This is a genomic window from Corynebacterium pilosum DSM 20521 = CIP 103422 (genome assembly GCF_000373805.1).
Lineage (GTDB): Bacteria > Actinomycetota > Actinomycetes > Mycobacteriales > Mycobacteriaceae > Corynebacterium > Corynebacterium pilosum.
The window spans coordinates 124,143-144,530 of sequence record NZ_KB892467.1 but is presented as its reverse complement, the minus strand read 5'-3'; the positions used below and the strand labels follow the sequence as shown (position 1 = coordinate 144,530).

Sequence of the window (20,388 nt, the reverse complement as noted above, 5' to 3'; positions counted from 1 at the left end):
GTGAGTCCCTCTTCTTCCTCTCCGCAACCTGATCGTAACGCGCCCATTGGGGTGTTTGATTCCGGCGTCGGCGGTTTGACCGTCGCACGCGCAATGATGGAGCAGCTTCCGGGCGAATCCATTCTGTATGTGGGGGATACCGCGAACGGCCCCTATGGCCCGTTATCGATCGCCGAGGTCCGCAGCCATGCCATGCGCATTGCCGACGACCTCGTGGCACGCGGGTGCAAGATGCTCGTCATCGCCTGCAATACCGCTACCGCAGCGTTCCTGCATGACGCGCGGGAGCGGTACAGCATCCCGGTGGTTGAAGTGATTCGGCCCGCTGTGCGCCGCGCGATGGCAACCACCCGCAACGGCAAGGTCGGCGTGATTGGCACGGAGGGAACTATCAAATCTGGTGCTTACCAGGATCTCTTCTCACTGAACCCGGATGTGGACGTGACCGCGGTTGCTTGCCCTCTTTTCGTCGAATTCGTCGAGCGGGGGATTACTTCCGGCCGTCAAATTCTGGGTGTCGCTGAGGGCTACTTAGAGCCTTTGCAGGCCGCGGGCGTCGATACGCTCGTGCTTGGTTGTACCCACTACCCGCTGTTGTCCGGCGTGGTCCAGCTGGCCATCGGCGATCATGTGACGTTGGTGTCTTCCGCCGAAGAGACCACCAAGGATGTCATGCGCGTGCTGACGGAGGCAGACATGTTCGCCGACCCTGAGCACGCCCCTGTCCGTAGCTTTGAATCGACGGGCGACCCCGCCACCTTCTCTCACCTTGCAGAACGCTTTTTAGGGCCGAGCTTGCCGACGATCAACCACGCCGATCCAAGCTGAAAGGAACCCGAATTTCGCCCATTTTGGTGTTTTATCTGTCATAAATGGGAAATTCATGGGACAGTAACTATATGAAGTTGACAATTCTGGGCTGTTCGGGCTCGCTCGGGGCGCCGGGAAACCCCGGCTCGTCGTACCTTCTTAGCGTCGACAATGCACCAAGCGTGGTCATGGATCTCGGACCTGGCTCCTTGGCCAAGCTGATTGAGGAAGAAAACCCATCGGACGTGCACGCGGTATTCTCCCACCTGCACGCGGACCACTGTTCCGACTTCGTGTCGCTGATGGTCTGGCGCCGCTACCACCCGGAACACGCCTCGCAGGGACGCAACCTCATGTTTGGGCCCGCTCACACCCCCGAACTTTTTGGGCGCATGGGCGCTGACGGCCCCGACGACTTCGACGACATCTCCGATTCTTTCGCCTTCGCACCGTGGGTGGATGGGCAGCGCGAGATCCTGGGCGACCTGACGATTACGCCATATCCCGCACAACACCCAGCCGCGGGGTCACGCATTTTGCGTGTGGAAGAACCTGCGACTGGTGCCGTCATCACCTATTCGGGCGACACCGCCTACACGCCCGCGCTTGTCGACGCCGCCCGTGGCGCTGACATCCTCCTCTGCGAGGCCGCATGGGGCCCCACCGCAGAAGGCCGCCCAGAGGGCATGCACCTGTCCGGTGAGGAAGCCGGCCTGGCGGCAGCGCACGCAGAAGTGAAGACGCTGGTGCTCACGCATATCCAGCCGTGGGTGAGCAAGAAGGACACCGCCGCCGCTGCCGCCGCCCAGTTTGATGGTGAAGTTATTGTCGCCGAGCCCGGCATGGAGTTCAACGTCTAGGCGGGTACCCTGGGCGCTATGACTGATACTTTTACCCGCGCCGATGGGCGCGATCTAGACCAGCTCCGCGCCGTCCGCCTCACCCGCGGTTTTACTGATAACCCAGCCGGCTCAGTGCTGGTGGAATTCGGGAACACCCGCGTGATGTGCACCGCCAGCGTGGAGGAGGGCGTGCCCCGCTTCAAGAAGGATTCCGGCGAGGGCTGGCTGACCGCCGAGTACGCGATGCTGCCGTCAGCCACCCACGAGCGCATGCCCCGCGAATCCATGCGGGGCAAGGTCAAGGGCCGCACGCATGAGATTTCCCGGCTAGTGGGCCGTGCACTGCGCGCCGCCGTGGATTTGAGCCAGCTTGGCGAGAACACCATCCAGTTGGACTGCGATGTGCTGCAGGCCGACGGCGGTACTCGCACCGCGTCCATCACTGGCGCCTATGTGGCACTTGCTGACGCCATTGCCGTGCTCAAGGAACGTGGCGTCGTCCCCGGCGAGCCGCTGCTGGACCCGATCGCCGCGATCTCTGTGGGCATCGTCGACGGCCACGTCTGCCTCGACTTGCCCTACGAGGAGGATTCCCGCGCAGAGGTGGACCTCAACGTTGTCATGCAGGAGGGCGGTAACTTCGTTGAGATCCAGGGCACCGGCGAGCACGGCCTGTTCGGCCGCAAGGAACTCAATGAGATGCTCGACGTGGCCCAGGCTGGCTGCGAGGAGCTGATCGCCGCCCAAAAGGCAGCGTTGGGATGGTAAAAATCCTGGTTGCTTCCGGCAACGCGAAGAAGTTACGTGAGTTGGAGCAGGTCCTTATCGACCAGAACATCACGGGCGTGGAACTTGTCTCGCTGCGTGACGTTGCACCCTATGACGAACCCGTCGAAGATGGGCTGACGTTCGAGGACAACGCCCTGATCAAAGCGCGCGCGGGCGCTCGTGCCACGGGCCTTGCGTGTGTGGCGGATGACTCCGGCCTCGTCGTCAAAGCGCTTCGCGGGATGCCTGGGGTGCTCTCCGCGCGGTGGTCGGGCACACATGGCGATGACGGCGCCAACAACTCTTTGCTGCTTGCCCAAATGCACGATATCGCTGTGCGTGACTGCGCCTTCGTCTCGTGCTGCGCCCTGGTCACTCCCGACGGGCAGGAGTTTGTCGCTGAGGGCCGGTGGGAGGGCACGCTTCTCGACGAACCACGCGGCGACAACGGTTTCGGCTATGACCCGCTGTTCGAGCCAGCCGATACCCCTGGGCGCTCGTCGGCGGAGCTGAGCGCAGAAGAGAAAAACGCCCGCTCCCATAGGAAGCAGGCGTTGACTAAGCTAGCTCCGCATATCGCGGCACTAGCTGGCTAGTGGCCCTTAGGACTGGTTGAGCTGGAACTTGGTGGCCACCTCGTCGCGGCGCCATTTCTCGACGAAGAAGGAGAGGAATGGCACCACGCCACCAAGCACGGTGACCACCCACTGTGGCATCGTCCAGCGCGCCTTGAGCCCCAGGTTGAGTGCAGCTAGGAAGAAGAACAGGTAGCACCAGCCGTGGGCAATGGCGACCCAGTTCAGCGCGCCCACGTCCATGTGCAGGATGTATTCCATCACCATGCGGATGACTAGGAGCAAGAGCATGACGCCGGTGACCCACGCGGTGATAGAGAAAAGCGTCAAGGCCTGCTTGACGCGACGCTTGCGCTCAGGGTGGATCTTGGGTTGGTTTGCTGTTGTCATGTAGGAACTTTCTTCGTCAGTCTTCGTCAGTGTTGCGGCCGCGCCGTGGTTGATTGAGAGCGTTGAATTCGGCCACGTCGATCTCGGGGCGTGAGGGGAGGAAATCCTCGTCGATTTCCGTCATGGCCGGCTCACCGTCTGCGTCACCGAATTCTTCCAAGTCGGCCTGGTAGAGGTAGTCCAAGTCGTCGACCGCGTTTTCCGCTTCGATTTTCTCGTTCTCCATCTTGATGCCCATCCTGTAGGCATAGACGAAGAAGAAGCCGAACAAGGGCCACTGCAGTGCATAGCCTAAGTTTTGGAAGGTGCCCGTGCCGGACTGGAAGCGGGTCCATTGCCACCAGGCCAAAAGTATTGTGGTGATGACGGCAAGAACGAGCAGGATGACGTGCCACGCCTTGATTTTGATCTTCTGGCGCTTGGGGGCAGGGTCCTGCCCATCGTCCAGGTGTTCCTCCATTGATTCACTCACTGTCTCACTCACACCAGCGAGTCTAGCAATTCCTCCAAAAGTTGTAGAATCCGTGCTGGTATGTCTCGATTTTTGGTGGGGCAGTATGGCATGTACACTAGATCGCAGCCTCGGGCTTGTGGCGGAATTGGCAGACGCGCTGGATTTAGGTTCCAGTGTCTTCGGACGTGGGAGTTCAAGTCTCCCCAGGCCCACAGCATAAAATGCGCCCATCCATATGGATGGGCCCATTTGTTATTTAATCCTTGGTGGCGTCTGTCTCTCCGGCTTCCTCGATATATTCACCGGTTTCATAGTCGAACTCGACGGGGTTGCCGTCTTCGTCGGTACGCGTGTACCACTCCGTGTGTTCCTCGGCGGTGGAGTCAAAGTCGGCACCGGCTGCATACTCTGAGCCCGCGTCGGTTTCCTCGACGGGAATACGGAAGTTATCGCCATACTTCTGCACGCCGGAGCGCACCGCGTTGGACACGGCGGCCCGGGCAAACTGGTTCCTGATCACGAATGGATCATTGCGCAGTTCCTTTACCAAAGCCACGCACATGCCGATCAAAATCACGGCGAAGGGGAGTGCCGTGACGGTGATGAAGTTCTGCAACCCCTGCAGTGCGTTGGAGCCGCCGGAGAGCAGAATGACCACGGCAATACCAGCCATGCACACGGCCCAGAACGCGGTGACCCATTTCTTCGGGTTCGGGTCGCCGCCTTGAGACAGCTGGGAGTTGACCAGGGATGCGGAGTCGGCCGTAGTGATGAAGAAGACGGCCAGCATGATGATCACGATTGGCGCGACGATCTCCGCACCAGGCAGTTGCTCGAGTACGCGGAAGAAGATGTGCTCCGGGGCCGGTAGGCTCTCAGCAGTGCCGTCGGGTGCGATGGTGCCGTATTCACGCTGCAGCCAGATCGTCGTTCCGCCCAGCAGCACGAAGGCTGAGACGATGATCGCCGACGGGATGAACAGCACGCCGAAGACAAACTGCCGGATGGTGCGTCCGCGCGAGATCTTTGCGACGAAGACCCCCACAAATGGTGACCAGGACACCCACCAGGCCCAGTAGAAGGTGGTCCAGCTGGAGAGGAAGGATTGCATGTCTTCGCCCTGGGCCATGTTCGCCGCCAGCATCTCGGGGCTGGAGCCGATGTATTCGATGATGGTCGCCGGCAAAACGTTGGCCAGAAACGCTGTTGGGCCCACGACAAAGAAAAACACAGCCAGCCCAACGGCCAGAACCAGGTTGATGTTCGACAGCCAGCGGATCCCTTTCGCCACGCCCGAGACCGCCGAGACAATCGTGCCGATGGTCAAAATGACGATGATGCCCAGCGCCAGCGCGTTGCCTTCTGGCGACCAGCCCGAGACCACCTCGACGCCGGCCGAAATCTGCAGGGCGCCGATGCCTAGAGATGCGGCCGTGCCGAATAGGGTGGCGATGATCGCTAGGGAGTCGATGATGCGGGCAGGCACGCTTTTCGACGAAGGATTCTTGAACAGTGGCGTCAAAATGGAGCTCATCAAAGGCACACGCCCTCGTCGATAAGAAACGTAGGCGACGCTGAGCCCCACGATCGCGTAGATGGCCCAGGCGTTGATGCCCCAGTGCATGGCCGACTGTGCCAGCGCGCCGGTGATGGCTTCTTCGGAGGCGGGCTCGTAGGCGCCGGGCCGCGGCGACAAGTAGTAGGTGGCCGGTTCAAAAGGGCCGAAGAAGATGATGCCGATGCCGATACCGGCGGCGAAAAGCATCGCGGCCCACGACAGGGTGGAGTACTCCGGCTTCTCATTGTCGAGGCCCAGCGGGATTTTTCCGTACTTCGAGACCGCCAGGAAGAGCAGGAAGAACATGAGGAAGGCGGCCAGGGAGGTAAAAATCCACCCCAGGTTGACCATCACCCAGTTCAGGGCGGCACTGGAGACTTCGAAGACTTGGTCTGGGGCGGCGATGCCCCAGGCGACGAATCCAATGATGAGAAGTCCAACGATGGTGACAATCGGAATGTCGATCCGGTACCGGACCTTTTGATCTTCGATAGACACGCCGGGGACGATCGCCGGATGGATCGAATGTGGATATTGTTGCATGGACGAAACAACGTCGTGGGCTCGTCTTTTCATATTTGCCATAGGAAAAACTTTCGAAAAATTACAAGTGCATGGTTAGGTTACCCTGTGGTGTAACCAAAGGAGGCGAAATTACGATGAAGGCACTAAACCCTGAACTTGTTAGCTAGGCGAAATGACTTAGGGACGGGAAGCGGGTAGTGTTTTGCGCCAAAGCAAAAGACGACGGTTCCCTCAACTTATGTGCTGGGCCTTAAACCTAGAAACCTAGCCTTTGTCCGTCTTCGACCACCCCACCAAGAGGAGAGCTCCACGTGAACGATCTGAGCAGCAACCAACGCGACGACCGCCTGATCGGCCAACTAGAAGGACCAGGCGGTGCAGGATTTGCACTCTCGTTCTCGGGGCAGGGATTCTCGTGGCTGGATACACTGAGCACAGCGCTGGCCACGGGGGTCACCGCGCCGCTGTCTGAGATCGTCGCAGGTACTGCCGAGCTGCTCGCTCCGCTTAACGACGAGCTGGCCGCCTTCTATCCCCACGGTTTTGACCCATTGGCGTGGGCCGACACCCCTCCTGCGTGCGATACCACTGACGCCGCGGTCAGCGTGCCCGGCATTCTTGTGGCTCAACTGGCGGTGCTGGAGTCGCTGAAACGCCAAGGCTTCGACGTTGACGCGCGTGCCGCGGCGATTGGCCATTCCCAGGGCGTGCTGGCCGTAGCAGCCCTCGAGAACAACCCGGCGGAGGTGCTGGCGATCGCCCAGCTGATCGGCGCGGCAATGACGCGTACCGCGCGTTCCACCGGCCTGATTCGGGCCGCAGAGACCTCGCCCATGCTGGCCGTGGGCCGGACCAGCCGCGAGCACATCGAAAAAGCACTGGCTGGCACCGATGTCGTAATCGGCCTGCGCAATACGCGCGATTCTTTTGTGGTGTGCGGTACACCCGCCGAGATTGAGCTGGTCTCGGCGCGCCTGCAGGCCACCGCGGATGCAGACAAGAAGGCCGTCGATGCGAAGGAGCGCGGCGGCCGCCCCTTCGCCCCGTCGCTGAATCAACTGCGTGTGCAGGCGGCTTTCCACCACCCGCAGATGCAGGCTGCCGCCGATCAGGTCGTGGAATGGGCGGGAGCTGCGGGTATCGACGAGGCGCTGGCCCGCGAGCTTGCCCAGCACGTGTTGGTCAACCCGATTGACTGGGTAGAGGAGACGCGCGCGCTTGCCGACGAGCAGGTGGCCTGGGTCTTGGAGCTTGGGCCGGCGGGTGGGGCTGCCGCGTTGACGCGCGCCAATACCGCAGGCTTGGGCATCGGTGTGTTGGCCGTGGACGATGTGGAGGGGCAGGCACAGCTCTTTGATGTCGGCCTTGCCCCGCATCGCCCGCGCCCGTACTCCGATTTCGCCCCGCGCGTGGTCACTCGGGGCGGGGCCGATCGCCTGCAGACCCGTTTTACTGAGGTCACTGGGCGCAGCCCGATCCTGCTGGCGGGCATGACCCCCACCACCGTTGATCCGGCGATCGTCGCAGCGGCAGCAAACGCCGGATTCTGGGCAGAGCTGGCCGGTGGTGGCCAGGTCACTGACGAGATCCTCGGTGAGAACCTCGAGCGACTGAATGACATGCTGGAGCCCGGCGCGAATGCCCAGTTTAACGCCATGTTTTTGAATCCGCAGCAGTGGCGTATGCAGATTGAGGGCAAGCGTCTTGTCCCGCGGGCCCGCGCGAATGGTGCGCCGGTTGACGGGATTGTGGTTTCGGCTGGCATTCCGCCGCACGAGGACGCGGTGGCTTTGGTGCGCACTTTGCGCGATGAGGGTTTCCCGTGGGTGGCGTTTAAGCCGGGTGCAGTCGCCCAGATTTCTAAGATTTTGCAGGTGGCCGACGATCTTCCGGACACCCCGATCATCGTCCAGGTCGAAGGGGGTAAGGCGGGCGGTCACCACTCGTGGGAGGACCTGGATGAGCTGCTAATCGCCACGTATGAGGACATTCGAGCTCGTGACAACGTGGTGTTGGCCGTCGGCGGCGGTATTGGTACCCCGGAGGCTGCAGCGGAGTATCTGACGGGCGCGTGGTCGAAGCGCTATGATCTGCCGGCGATGCCTGTCGACGGGATCCTCGTTGGCACCGCGGCTATGGCGACGAAGGAGTCCACGGCTTCTGATTCGGTGAAGCAGCTGCTGGCCGAGACCCGCGGGATCGAGGGCTGGGTGGGCCAGGGCCAGGGGCGCGACGGTATGGCCTCGGCTCTGAGCCAGTTGGGTGCGGACCTCTATGAGATCGATAATTCCTGGGCGCGCGCAGGCCGCCTGCTGGACCGTTTCGTCGGGGATGCGGAGGGCGCCTTAGAGCACAAGGATGAGATCGTTGAGGCGTTGTCGCATACCTGCCGCCCTTATTTCGGTGATACCGATGAGATGACGTATGAGGAGTGGCTTCGTCGTTACGCGGAGCTGTCCTACCTGGATGGTTGGGTCGACCGCACGTGGTACACCCGTTTTGCTGACATGCTCGCGCGCGCTGAGACCCGCTTGCACCCGCTGGATCACGGCGAGTTTGTTCCCGCCGTCACCGCAGATGCCGATGTGGAGCCAGGGTCGCTTATCGACGAGCTGCTGGCCGCTTATCCCAACGCGGCGACAACCACGCTGACTCCTTCCGATCAGGACTGGTTCATTGCTCTGTGCCGCCGTCCCGGGAAGCCGGTGGGCTTCGTCGAGGAGATCGGTGCTGATGTGCGCCGCAGTTTCCGTACGGACAGTCTCTGGCAGGCGCACGACAATCGCTTTGATGCGGACGGGGTGTGCATCATCCCTGGCATCGTCGCTGTTGATGGCATTGAGCGTGTCGACGAGCCCGTCGCCGAACTTCTGGCTCGGTTTGAACAGGCGGGCGTTGATGCAGCGGAGGAGCAGCCGGTCGTCGATAAGCGCACCGCATCTGAGCGCATTGCCGCGGCACCGTCGCTGAACTGGGCGGGCCGTGAGCAAGCCAACCGTTTCGCTGAGCTGGGTGAGCTTGTCGACGTCGACGAGACGCATGCAGATGCCATCGTCAACGTGGGCCAGGCGGAGCTGCGCATCCGGATCGAAGCACCCCGCGACCCAGCGTTTAGCCCCATCGTCACTACCGACGAGGCCGAACGCGCCATGTTGGAACTCACACGGGTTGCCGCAGGTGGCGAACTCGCACCTGTCACCGATGGCGTCGCGTCCTGGAGCGCCGAACTGAGTGCTGCGCACCGCGCCGACTACGACAATGTGACTGCCGGCTACCTGCCTGGCGTGGGTGGGGGAGCGCCCGATGTGCTGGTCGGGAAGGCCTGGCCGGCCATTTTCGCCGCCGTGGCCGACGCGCGCATCCCAGGCACCGATCGCTTGGTTGTCGAAGGCATGCTGTCTTTGGTCCACCTTGAGCACCACCTGACCATGCTGCGCGAGATGCCCGACACCGCGAGCCTGCAGGTCAGCGCGCGTGCCGACGATGTCTCCGATACCGAGCTGGGCCGCGTTGTCGTCGTACGCGCCGAGATCACCGCCGATGGCGAGGAACTGGCAACCTTGACGGAGCGTTTCGCCATCCGAGGGCGTGCCGGGTCCGCCACCGCCGACACCAACGCCAACGTGTCGGTGTTGCCGAGCGTGAGCGAAGCCCCGCACTCTCACCGCTCCTACGCGCAACTGTCTGCGCCGGAATCCTTGGTGCCTTTCGCCATTGTTTCCGGGGACCGTAACCCCATCCACGTTTCCGATGCCGCAGCGCAGCTGGCCGGCTTGCCTGGTGTGATCGTTCACGGCATGTGGACCAGCGCAATCGGGCAGCTCATGGCGGCTGAGGCAGGTGGGCGCGTGGTCGAATACACCGCCACCATGCTCGCCCCGATCGCGCCGGGTGCTGAGCTGGAGGTGACGGTGGAGCGCACCGGCATCGATAACCGGCCGGGGTGCGAGGAAGTCCGCACCGTCACCGTGACCGCCGACGGCGAACTGGCTGTCACCGCCACCGCAGTGATGGCCGCGCCGACCACCTTCTATGGCTTCCCGGGCCAGGGTATCCAGTCCCAGGGCATGGGCATGGACGCCTACAGCTCCAGTGCTGCCGCCCGGGCTGTGTGGGACCGCGCCGACCGCCACACGCGCACCGCGCTGGGCTTTTCCATCCTGGAAATCGTGCGAAACAACCCGCCGGAGGTCGTGGTGGACGGCGAGGCTTTCCACCACCCAGATGGCGCGCTGTTCTTGACCCAGTTCACGCAGGTCGCGATGGCCACGCTGGGCTGCGCACAGATTGCCGAAATGCGCGAAGCGGGCGTGCTGAATTCGGAGGCGTTTTTCGCCGGCCACTCCGTCGGCGAGTACAACGCCCTGGCCGCCTACGCGGAGGTGCTGTCGCTGGAGGCCGTCGTCGAGCTCGTGTACCGCCGCGGTCTCACCATGCACCGCCTTGTGGAGCGTAACGACGAGGGCGTGTCCAACTACGCGCTGGCCGCCCTGCGCCCGTACCGCATGGGCCTGTCCGGTGATGATGTTGAGGCCTACGTGGCTGAGCTCTCGGAGCGCACCGGCGAGTTCCTGGAGATCGTGAACTACAACATCGATGGCCGCCAGTACGCCGTAGCTGGCACTTTGGCTGGGTTGCGCGCGCTTGCCGACGATGCCGAGACCCGCGGGCCGGGCCGTCAAGCATTGGTGATGATCCCGGGCATCGACGTGCCTTTCCACTCCTCCAAGTTGCTCGGCGGTGTGGATGATTTCCGCGACCACCTTGATTCCTTGATCCCGCAGGACGTCGACCTCGACGTGTTGGTGGGGCAGTACATCCCGAACCTGGTTGCGCGCCCCTTTGAGCTGACGCGCGAATTTGCAGAGTCGATCGCCGAGGTGGTCGATTCGCCATATATCGCAGAGATCCTGGCGGACTTCGATGCCGCTGCCGCCGATCCGGTCAAACTGGGCCGTACCTTGCTGATTGAGCTTCTGGCCTGGCAGTTCGCGTCGCCTGTGCGGTGGATTGAAACCCAGGAACTGCTGCTGACCAGCCTGGGTGTGGAGCGCTTCGTCGAGGTGGGCGTGGGCGCTTCGCCAACGCTGGCCAATATGCTGGGCCAGACCTTGGCCCTGCCGAAGTTTGCCGGCACCGAGATTACGGTGCTCAACGTGGAGCGCGACCGCGCCGCAGTCTTTGCTACCGACGAGTTCGTCCGCGATATCCCGGCTGCGGCAGAGGACGAGGCAGAACCGTCTGAAGAGATTGCGCCAGCCTCAGAAACACCGAGCACGCCTGCAATGCAGGCGGCACCTGCCGCGCCAGCTGGGCAGCAGCAAGAACGTCCGGCGGACATCACCTTCACCCCGGCCGATGCCACCGAAATGCTCATCAGTGTGTGGACGAAGGTGCGCCCAGACCAGATGGGCACCACCGACTCCATCGAAACTTTGGTGGAGGGTGTGTCGTCCAGGCGTAATCAGCTTCTGCTCGACTTGGGCGTGGAATTCGGCCTAGGCGCCATCGATGGCGCCGCCGACGCTGAGCTTGATGACCTGAAGGCGACCGTAACGAAGATGGCCAAGGGCTACACCGCCTTCGGCCCAGTCCTGGGCGATACCGTGGCAGATTCTTTGCGCCGCATCACCGGGCCGGCGGGTAAGAAACCGGCCTATATCGCCGAGCGCGTCACCGGCACGTGGGAGCTCGGCCCCGGCTGGGTAGACCACGTCACCGCCGCCATTGTGATGGGCACCCGTGAAGGCGCCTCCCTGCGCGGTGGTGAGCTGGCAACATTGCCGCAGGTATCGTCGGCAAGCGATCTGGATGCGCTGATCGACGCCGCTGTCGAGGCCGTCGCCGCCTCTCGCGGACTGTCCGTGGCCCTGCCGCAGGCAGGAAACGCCGGTGGTGTGGTCGATTCGGCCGCGCTGGGTGAATTCGCGAAGCAGCTGACGGGGCAGGAGGACGTGCTGGCGGAGACCGCGCGTGAGCTGCTGCGCCGCCTCGGCCACGACCACGTCGCAGCGGAGACCTTCGAGGACAGCGATGACAACCTGCTCGACCTGGTCACCCGCGAGCTTGGTTCGGATTGGCCGCGCCAGGTTGCGCCGCGTTTCGACGCGCGCGAGGCCGTGCTAATCGACGACCGCTGGGCCACCGCGCGCGAAGACATTGCCCGCGGACTCGATGTTGATGTCACCGGTGCTGGCGAAGCCGTGGCGCTGATCGCCGAGCACTACGGCAAGACCGAACAAGCCGCCCAGGCCCGTGATATGCGCCCGCTGGACTATGCCGCCGACGTGGCCGTGCTCACCGGTGCCTCCCCGAACGGGATCGGTGCCGCCGTGGCAGGAAAGCTGCTGGAAGGCGGGGCCACCGTGATTGCCACCACCTCGAACCTGGGGCATGCGCGCCTGGAGTTTTATAAGCAGCTCTACCGCACCCACGCCCGCGGCACCGCAAAGCTGTGGGTGGTACCGTCGAACCTGTCGGCCATGGGGGACCTGGACCAGCTGATCGAATGGATCGGCTCGGAGCAGTCGGAGATCGTGGGCGCGGATAAGAAGATCACCAAGCCCGCGCTGGTGCCCACCCTGCTCTTCCCGTTTGCTGCGCCGCGAGTGACCGGATCGCTTGCCGACGCTGGCCCTGCCGCCGAAGCACAAATGCGCCTGCTGCTGTGGTCGGTGGAACGCCTCATCGCCGGGCTATCGGCCCTAGGCTCGGACACCAACGTGAACAACCGCCTCCACGCGGTGCTCCCGGGCAGCCCGAACCGTGGTCGCTTTGGCGGCGACGGTGCCTACGGCGAAGCCAAGGCCGCACTCGACGCGGTGGTGACCCGCTGGCACGCCGAGAAGGTGTGGGGCGAGCGCACAAGCCTGGTCCACGCACTGATTGGTTGGGTGCGCGGCACAGGCCTGATGGGTGGCAACGATCCGCTTGTCGCAGCCGTCGAAGCCGAAGGCGTGACCACGTACTCTACCGAGGAGATCGCCGACAAGCTGATCAGTCAGATCAGCGAGGACGTGCGTACTCACGCCGCCCAGGCCCCGGTGGTGGCGGACTTCACTGGTGGTTTAGGTGAGGCCGATATTGACCTCACCGCGCTCGAGGCGGAAGAGGTAGTCGTCGACAAGCACGAGGCAGAGACCGTGAAGGCCTTGCCGAACGTGCCCGCGCCGATCGAGTGGACGCAGCCTGAGTTCAACGTGGAGCAGTCCATTGACGACATGGTCGTCATCGTGGGTGCCGCGGAAGTCGGACCCTACGGCTCCTCGCGCACTCGCTTCGAAGCCGAGCTCGGCGGGCTGAGTGCTGCCGGTGTGACCGAACTTGCCTGGTCGATGGGCCTGATCACCTACGACAATGGCTGGCTGGACCAGGACGGCAACGAGATCGCCGAAGAGGACCTCTACGAGGTGCTTCACGACGATGTCCTGGCCCGGGTGGGTGTGCGCCAGTACCACGATGATTTCCACATGGTGGACAACCTCGCACCAGAGCTGACCACCATCTACCTGGAGCGCGATCTCTCGTTCACGGTCGCCGACCGCGACACCGCGCAGACCTTTGTGGATTCCGACCCCGAGAACACGGTGGCGGTGGCACAGGGCGAGGAGTTCGTCGTCACGCGCAAGGCGGGAACCCCGGTGCGCGTGCCGCGACGTGTTGCGATGAGCCGTTTTGTCGGCGGTCAGGTGCCTGAAGGTTTCGATCCGGCGCGCTGGGGCATCCCGGCCGATATGATCGACAACCTCGACCGGCTGGCTCTGTGGAACTTGGTGGCCACCGTCGACGCGTTCCTCTCCAGCGGGTTCAGCCCCGCTGAGCTGCTAGGGGCGGTGCACCCTGCACGTGTGTCCTCGACGATGGGCACGGGCATGGGCGGGGTGGAATCGCTGCGCTCGCTGTATATCGACGGCTTGCTGGCCGAACCGCGCCCCAACGACATCCTGCAGGAAGCGCTGCCGAACGTGGTGGCCGCGCACATCATGCAGGACTATGTGGGCGGCTACGGCCAGATGATCCACCCAGTTGCCGCCTGCGCCACCGCCGCGGTGAGCGTGGAGGAAGGCGTGGACAAGCTGCGCCTGGGCAAGGCCGACGTGGTGGTCACCGGCGGAATCGACGACCTCTCCGTGGAGGGCATTACCGGTTTCGGCGACATGAACGCCACCGCCGATTCCGCCTCCATGGAGGCCAAGGGCATCGAGCATCGCTACTTCTCGCGCGCCAACGACCGGCGCCGCGGCGGCTTCATCGAGTCCGAGGGCGGCGGCGTGCTCATCCTTGCGCGCGGCCGGGTGGCCTATGAGATGGGCCTGCCGGTGCTTGGCGTAGTCGGGTTCGCGGAATCCTTCGCCGACGGCGCCCACACCTCCATCCCCGCACCGGGCTTGGGTGCGCTCGGGGCAGCACGTGGCGGGAGGCAGTCGCGCTTAGCGACGAGCCTTGCTGCACTGGATGTGAGCCCCGATGAGATCGCGATCGTGTCCAAGCATGACACTTCCACCAACGCCAATGACCCCAACGAGTCCGACATGCACGAGCGCATCGCCGCCTCCCTGGGGCGCGCAGAGGGCAACCCGCTGTTCGTGATCTCGCAGAAGACGTTGACTGGTCATGCCAAGGGTGGTGCGGCGGCCTTCCAGCTGGTCGGGCTGACCCAGGTGCTGCGCAGCGGCGTGGTGCCGGCCAACCGTTCCCTCGACTGCGTCGACCCGGCGCTGCGCAAGGACGCGCACATGGTCTGGTTGCGCGAACCACTCGAGCTGGTCGCCAAGGCAGGTCTGGTGACCTCACTGGGCTTCGGCCACGTCTCCGCCCTGGTGGCAGTAGTGCACCCGGCTGCATTCCTGTCGGCGCTACGCAACGCCGGATTGGATGCGGACGGCTGGGAGCGGCAGGCGCGTCGTCGTGAAGCACAGGGCTTAGCGCGGATCGCGGACGCCATTCATGGCGGCGAGGCTTTGTATGAGCGACCCGCCGACCGTAACCTAGGCGGCGGAGGCAAGGAGCTGGAGGCGGCAGTGCTTCTCGACGATACCGCCCGGCTGATCGACGGCGTACTGACCCTGGGAGGCAAGCAATAATGCACGTGGGCGTGGACATGGTGCACATCTCAGCGTTCCGGGAGCAACTTGCTGTACCCGGGTCAACGTTTGAGGCCGTGTTCACCGCCCGCGAGTTGCGCCTGGCCGCCACCAAACCCGACCGAGCCGAACACCTGGCCGGCAGGTGGGCCGCCAAGGAGGCCTTCATCAAAGCGTGGAGCCAGTCCATCTACGGCCGCCCGCCGCTTATTGAGCCGGACCACGTGGATTTCGCCGAGATCGAGGTGGTCGCCGACCGCTTCGGGCGGGTGGCGATCCAGCTTTCAGGCCACGTCGCGGCGGTGGCGCCGGTGGCGCAGTCAGTATCGATTAGCCACGACGGGGACTATGCCGTAGCGGTCTGCCTCGTGCAGGACTAGCTCTGTTCTAGCCCTGCGCCACGGCAAAGAGGTAGGCCACCAGCATCCGCTTAATCTCTGGTACAACGCCCTGGAAGGCCTCCTCGCCCCCAGCGAGGTCAAGGTCGCGCACCGCATAATTCAACAAAGACTGCGCGGTGTGCGCCAACAGCCCTGCCAAGTTATAGCGCACCTCGTACGGGGCGTGGCTGGCCAGCGGCTTCATGATGTCCGCGATCAGCTCCAGCATCTCGCGCTCGGTCACACTAGCCGTGTAGCGGGTCGCCGGGGTGGACTGAATCGCATGCCACACAGCGCGGCGCGAAGGGTCGTCGTGCCACATCCGCGCAAGGTGGTCGATGAATTCGTCGAGAATATCAGGCCACTGCAAAGCTGGGACCTGCTCCGAGAACTTCTTCAACTCGGCCACCGTCTCGGCGGTATCCACGCGGTCAAGCTCGCAGATCAGCACATACTTGTTCGCGAAAAACTGGTACAAGGTGCCGATCGGCACCTCAGCGCGCCGGGCGACCTCGTCAAAAGTAAATGATTCGAAGCCCACATCGACAAGCACGGCGCGTGCCGACGACAAGATCCGATCAAACCGTTCACGCGACCGAGCCTGTGCGGGACGGCGGCGTGGAACGAGTAACTCTTGGTCCTCAGACATTATGAAAGTGGCAGGTCCCGCAGCAGGCGGCCGACGTGGCCAGTGGCCTTCACGTTGTACTGTGCAGACTCAATGACCCCTTCAGCGTCCACTAGGAAGGTGGAGCGGATCACGCCCTGGACGATCTTGCCGTAATTCTGCTTCTCGCCGAACGCGCCCCAGGCAGTCATGACCTCCTTCTCCGGATCAGAAAGGAGAGTAAAAGTCAGGTCGTGGTCGGCGCGGAACTTCGCCAGCTTCTCTGGGGAATCGGGGCTAATTCCGATCACGGTAACATCGGAATCGTTGAAGCGGGCCAGGTTATCGCGGAAATCGCAAGCCTCAGTGGTGCAGCCCGGGGTGTTCGCGCGCGGGTAGAAGTACACCAGCACGCGCTGGCCGGAAAAATCGGAGAGGGACACGGACTGGCCTTCGTCGTTAAGCAACGTGAAGGCGGGTGCGGTATCGCCGACGGAAAGACGTGAAGAATCGGTCATGGCCATTACCTTACCGCGACACAAAATAGGCGACTACACTACTGTGGAAGGAAACATCAATAATCTTTGACACGTACGGGAGTTAACAACGATGGCACGAGACATCAACGACATTGAACGCGACATTCAGCACACCCGCGAGAAGCTGGCAAGCACCCTTGATGAGCTGGCGAACCGCACGAAGCCACAGAACATTGTCGACGATGCCAAGGCACAAGCCACGGACAAGCTCAACGACCCTACCGTGCAGAAGGTACTGATTGGCGTCGGTGTTGCTGTTGTCGGCCTGATCGGCCTGGCTGTGGCAAATAACCGCAAGAAGAAGAATGAGCTCAAGGAACTGCAGCGCATCCTTGCCGGCAAGTAGTTAGACCAGCTCAGCGCCAGCGGTGTTGAGCTCGACGAGGGCTGCGTCGCCACGCTGGTCGTCCACGGCGGCGCACATGCCACTCAAAATCCGCACCTGGAAGCCCTCTTTGAGCGCGTCCAGTGCGGTCGCGCGTACGCAATGGTCCGTGGCAATGCCACAAATGTCGAGGGTGTCAATGCCCCGATCACGCAGCCACGCGCTCAGGCTCGGTGCCTCTTTGTCATTGTCGTCACGCGCAAGCGTGCCCTCGAAACCGGAGTAGGCGGCCTCATAGGCACCTTTGCGGAAAAATGCGTCAATCGAGGCGGAGCTCAAGGCGGGGTGGAGCTCAGCGCCCGAAGACTCGGCGACACAGTGGACCGGCCACGAGTCGACGAAATCAGGATCCTCAGAAAAATGGGCGCCCGGGTCGATATGCCAGTCCTGTGTGGCAACGACCGCCTCATAATCGGGCAGGGTATCGGACTGCAGATAACCGGCGATCTCATTGGCGACCTCCGGCCCGCGCGCCGTAGCGAGTGAGCCGGTGCAGAAATCGTTTTGGACATCGACAAGAATCAGTGCGCGAGTGCTCATGCCCCGATTCTAGCGAAGACCAACCGTGCAGGTTCTAGTCTTCAGTGTCGTCTTTGATCTCATCGTCGAGCCACACAGTCGCCTGCGCGACGATCTCCGCGGGGCTGTGTTCGATATCAAAGACTTTGCCGGGCTCATCGTCGGCAAGCGGCTCAAGCGTAGCCAGCTGCGAATCCAGCATTGAGGCCGGCATGAAGTGGCCAGGGCGCTCGGACATGCGCGAGTACAGGACGTCGCGGTCCCCGTGGACGTGGACAAAGATGGCGTCTGGGGCGAACTCGCGGATCGTGTCACGGTAGGAGCGCTTCAGCGAACTGCAGCCGATCAGGCCGCCGTCTGGGTGGGCGACGAGCCATTCGCCGATCTGCTGGAGCCAGGGCCAGCGGTCGTCGTCGGTGAGTGGGATGCCTTCCGCCATCTTGTCGATGTTGAGCTGCGGGTGCAGGTCATCGCCATCCTTGTAGGGCAAGCCCATTGCTTCGCCCAACATTTCGCCGATGGTCGACTTGCCGGAGCCGGAGACACCCATCACGACGATGTGCTTTCCCATGGCTATCATTGTCCTCTCTATGCACGAGTGTGATCGAATAAATGAATCTGAGTTATACCGTAATAACTCCACCGTACCTGACCGCCCGTAGCGATTGGTCATATGATCCCGTATTGGTCTAGCGATGCGAAAACGGGCCCGCACGGTGGTGCGGGCCCGTTTTAGAGGGGACGAATTACAGCTTGTCTGGCTCCATCGGATTGTCCTTATCCGGTAGATCCGCCTCGTCCGGAGCAGCCTCGAGCGATGCCTCATTTGGCTTCGACTCAGGGTACTTCGAGCGGAAGGAGTATGCGATGAACTCCGCGACCTGCTCATAGGTCACAGACGCGGTGTTGATCACCATGTCGTAGTCCGAGTCATGGTTCGGATCCCACGAGTACAGGCGGTCCGCCATCTCTGCACGGATCCGGTCCTCGGTCAGACACTGCTCACGAGCTGCGTCATAGGACAGGCCGGTCTGCGCTTGGACTCGCTCGATACGCTTCTCAAGCGGTGCAACCAGACGGACGTGGAAGGCGCCAACAACATCGCCCAGCACGAGGGCACCATTGCGTCCCAGTAGCACGCCACCGTTTTCGACGGAGCGCAACACGTTTTCCGTGTTGGTGTTAGCCATATTGCGGTTCGCGGACTGCTCGGTTGCTGTGACCAGCGAACCGTCGTCCAGACCAGCGGTGGAAACGGCACGCATCCAGCGGTCGAATGCGCTGTCCGAAATGAGGTCCTTCTCATCAACCTGTGCCAGCTCCGTGGAGCTGAAGGCTTGGTCGATGTACTCGACTCCGAGCTCCTTCGCCAAGATCGGGCCGATATCGGTTGCGCCCGAGCCGCGGAGACCGAACAAGGTGACAATCGGAGGATGGTTTGCATCCTGGTGGCGCATCAACGTGGAGCGGCCGTCACCGGCATAGTCCTTGTTGATGGTCTGCTCAGCATCGACACCCTTGGCCTTACCAATCGCGGACTGGGTACGGCGCTCGTTGAGGTCAGCCACCAGCGCCTCGTGGTTAGCGGAGGTCAGTGGGTAGAAGAACATGACCAGCACAGCAGCCAACGCGAAACCAGCAGTGACAAAACCGATGGTGATGCGGATACCGTCGAGAGCCTCCGCCGACTGCGTACCAGCGCCGGAAACGTAGCCGAAGTAGCCAATCAGGGCACCGCCCAACCAGCCACCGACACCCTGGCCGACCTTACGGACGAACGACAGGATGGAGTAGGAACCACCCTCGGAACGAATGCCAGTCTTCCACTCGCCGTAGTCCACGGTGTCTGCCTGCATGGAGAACATCATGGCGTTCGTACCGCCAGAGCCCACGCCGTAGAGGAACCAAGCGACAATCGCAACGGTCAGCGAACCTGGAGGGACGAAGTAGAGAAGCACGAAGCCGAGCGCAATCACGAAGCCGAAGCCCATGTAGCTATAGCGCTTACCGAAGCGCTTCGTCACGGTAGGAACGAAGGACGCTGCCAAGATCGTGCCGACGGTCTGCGCCAAGGTCAGGAACACGTACCAGGATGCATTACCCAGCACGTCACGCGCCCAGTACATACCGATCGCGTTGATGATGAAAATACTGGTCAGCAGGAAGAATGCGCCGAGGCAGAGAATGATCAGCGGCTTGTTTTCCTTCAGCATGCGGAAGGTATTCTTCAGCGAGATCTCGCCCTGGCCGCGGGGAACAACCTCGCGGGCGTTAGCGAAACAGATCAGGTAAAGAATCAGCGCAATAATCGCCAGAGCAACACAGGTCAGCGTGAACTTCAGGCGAATATTGTCGGCCGTGGTGTCCTCGAACTGTGGTGCCACAACAGCCGACAGGGCCACTGTGGTCAGCGAGGACGCGATCGAACGCGCACCCGAGAGCTTCGAACGGTCCACCGGGTCCTGCGTCATTGCCGCAGACAGGGAGCCGTACGGAATATTCACGAAGGAATAGCACAGCTGGTAGGCGGCGTCGAGCAGGAAGATCCACGCGATGGTACCCGCCATTGGCAGGCCCGCAGGCGTGGAGAACAGCAGGACGAAGATGACGACCAGGATGGGCGAGACCCACAGGATCCATGGGCGCAGGCGCCCCCAACGGGTGTCAGCACGGTCAACAGTTTGACCGGCGATCAGGTCCGAAACACCGGCCCAAATCTTGGTGACACCGTAAATCATGCCGGCAACGCCAGCGGACAGCCCCGCGATGTCCGTCATGTACACCATGAGGAACATCGAGGTCATCATGAAGGTGAGGTTGTTAGCAACGTCACCAAAGGTATAGGTAAGAACTCTATGGTTCGGCAATTTTGCCGTAGACGGAGGCGCTGATTGCGCCTTTGTTTGGGTGGTCATAGGTGAACTCCTATCATGACCAAAAATTAATAGATATG

At 62.4% G+C, this 20,388-nt stretch carries 15 protein-coding genes and 1 tRNA gene; 8 read left to right on the top strand and 8 right to left on the bottom strand.

What is annotated here, in order from left to right; genetic code table 11:
- The 4 genes from murI (at position 1) to rdgB (ending at position 3,016) form a co-directional block, all read left to right on the top strand.
- Positions 1-828 (top strand): glutamate racemase, encoded by an 828-nt coding sequence (gene murI, locus B097_RS0109130; RefSeq protein WP_018582222.1) that lies wholly within the window; start codon positions 1-3, stop codon positions 826-828.
- Between the two features lie 71 nt (positions 829-899).
- Positions 900-1,670, top strand: coding sequence for an MBL fold metallo-hydrolase (locus B097_RS0109125; protein WP_026254424.1), 771 nt, complete (start codon positions 900-902; stop codon positions 1,668-1,670).
- 18 nt (positions 1,671-1,688) lie between these two features.
- Positions 1,689-2,420, top strand: a complete 732-nt coding sequence (gene rph, locus B097_RS0109120) for a ribonuclease PH (RefSeq protein WP_018582220.1) — start codon at positions 1,689-1,691, stop codon at positions 2,418-2,420.
- Entirely contained in the window at positions 2,414-3,016 is a 603-nt protein-coding gene (gene rdgB, locus B097_RS0109115; protein WP_018582219.1) for an RdgB/HAM1 family non-canonical purine NTP pyrophosphatase, read from the top strand. The genes rph and rdgB overlap by 7 nt, the downstream gene beginning before the upstream one ends.
- Positions 3,017-3,022: 6 nt before the next feature.
- Here the strand turns inward: rdgB and B097_RS0109110 are convergent, their stop codons facing one another.
- Both B097_RS0109110 and B097_RS0109105 read right to left on the bottom strand, forming a co-directional pair.
- Positions 3,023-3,385 (bottom strand): DUF3817 domain-containing protein, encoded by a 363-nt coding sequence (locus B097_RS0109110; protein ID WP_018582218.1) that lies wholly within the window; start codon positions 3,383-3,385, stop codon positions 3,023-3,025.
- Positions 3,386-3,401: 16 nt separating this feature from the next.
- The gene (locus tag B097_RS0109105) at positions 3,402-3,845 is read right to left on the bottom strand and encodes a hypothetical protein (RefSeq protein WP_018582217.1); all 444 of its coding nucleotides are present in this window, start codon (positions 3,843-3,845) and stop codon (positions 3,402-3,404) included.
- A gap of 124 nt (positions 3,846-3,969) precedes the next feature.
- Between B097_RS0109105 and B097_RS0109100 the strand changes: the two genes are divergently transcribed.
- Positions 3,970-4,051 (top strand) — tRNA-Leu (locus tag B097_RS0109100).
- A 44-nt stretch (positions 4,052-4,095) separates the two neighbouring features.
- Here the strand turns inward: B097_RS0109100 and B097_RS0109095 are convergent.
- A complete protein-coding gene (locus tag B097_RS0109095; RefSeq protein WP_018582216.1) occupies positions 4,096-5,940 on the bottom strand; it encodes a BCCT family transporter in 1,845 nt (614 codons plus the stop codon).
- A 293-nt stretch (positions 5,941-6,233) separates the two neighbouring features.
- Here B097_RS0109095 and B097_RS0109090 point away from each other — a divergent pair, with 293 nt between their 5' ends.
- Together B097_RS0109090 and acpS are read left to right on the top strand one after the other, a co-directional pair.
- On the top strand, positions 6,234-15,005 hold the full coding sequence (locus tag B097_RS0109090; protein ID WP_018582215.1) for a type I polyketide synthase: 8,772 nt from the start codon (positions 6,234-6,236) through the stop codon (positions 15,003-15,005).
- On the top strand, positions 15,005-15,385 hold the full coding sequence (acpS, locus tag B097_RS0109085; RefSeq protein WP_018582214.1) for a holo-ACP synthase AcpS: 381 nt from the start codon (positions 15,005-15,007) through the stop codon (positions 15,383-15,385). The genes B097_RS0109090 and acpS overlap by 1 nt, the downstream gene beginning before the upstream one ends.
- Before the next feature lie 7 nt (positions 15,386-15,392).
- Here acpS and B097_RS0109080 read toward each other — a convergent pair whose 3' ends face one another.
- The gene (locus B097_RS0109080) at positions 15,393-16,034 is read right to left on the bottom strand and encodes a TetR/AcrR family transcriptional regulator (protein WP_026254422.1); all 642 of its coding nucleotides are present in this window, start codon (positions 16,032-16,034) and stop codon (positions 15,393-15,395) included.
- Complete coding sequence (gene bcp / locus B097_RS0109075) at positions 16,034-16,510, bottom strand: thioredoxin-dependent thiol peroxidase (protein WP_018582212.1); 477 nt, start codon at positions 16,508-16,510, stop codon at positions 16,034-16,036. The genes B097_RS0109080 and bcp overlap by 1 nt, the downstream gene beginning before the upstream one ends.
- A 91-nt stretch (positions 16,511-16,601) precedes the next feature.
- Here bcp and B097_RS0109070 point away from each other — a divergent pair, with 91 nt between their 5' ends.
- Positions 16,602-16,877 carry a DUF3618 domain-containing protein gene (locus B097_RS0109070; protein ID WP_018582211.1) on the top strand — a complete coding sequence of 92 codons (276 nt, stop codon included), beginning with the start codon at positions 16,602-16,604 and terminating at the stop codon, positions 16,875-16,877.
- Here the strand turns inward: B097_RS0109070 and B097_RS0109065 are convergent, their stop codons facing one another.
- The 3 genes from B097_RS0109065 to B097_RS13145 all read right to left on the bottom strand — a co-directional run bounded on the left by B097_RS0109065 (position 16,878) and on the right by B097_RS13145 (position 20,350).
- Complete coding sequence (locus tag B097_RS0109065) at positions 16,878-17,456, bottom strand: isochorismatase family protein (protein ID WP_018582210.1); 579 nt, start codon at positions 17,454-17,456, stop codon at positions 16,878-16,880. It lies immediately after the preceding gene.
- A 34-nt stretch (positions 17,457-17,490) separates the two neighbouring features.
- Positions 17,491-18,006 carry a gluconokinase gene (locus B097_RS0109060; RefSeq protein WP_018582209.1) on the bottom strand — a complete coding sequence of 172 codons (516 nt, stop codon included), beginning with the start codon at positions 18,004-18,006 and terminating at the stop codon, positions 17,491-17,493.
- Positions 18,007-18,181: 175 nt separating this feature from the next.
- A complete protein-coding gene (locus tag B097_RS13145; protein ID WP_018582208.1) occupies positions 18,182-20,350 on the bottom strand; it encodes a cytidylate kinase family protein in 2,169 nt (722 codons plus the stop codon).
- Positions 20,351-20,388 lie beyond the last annotated feature (38 nt).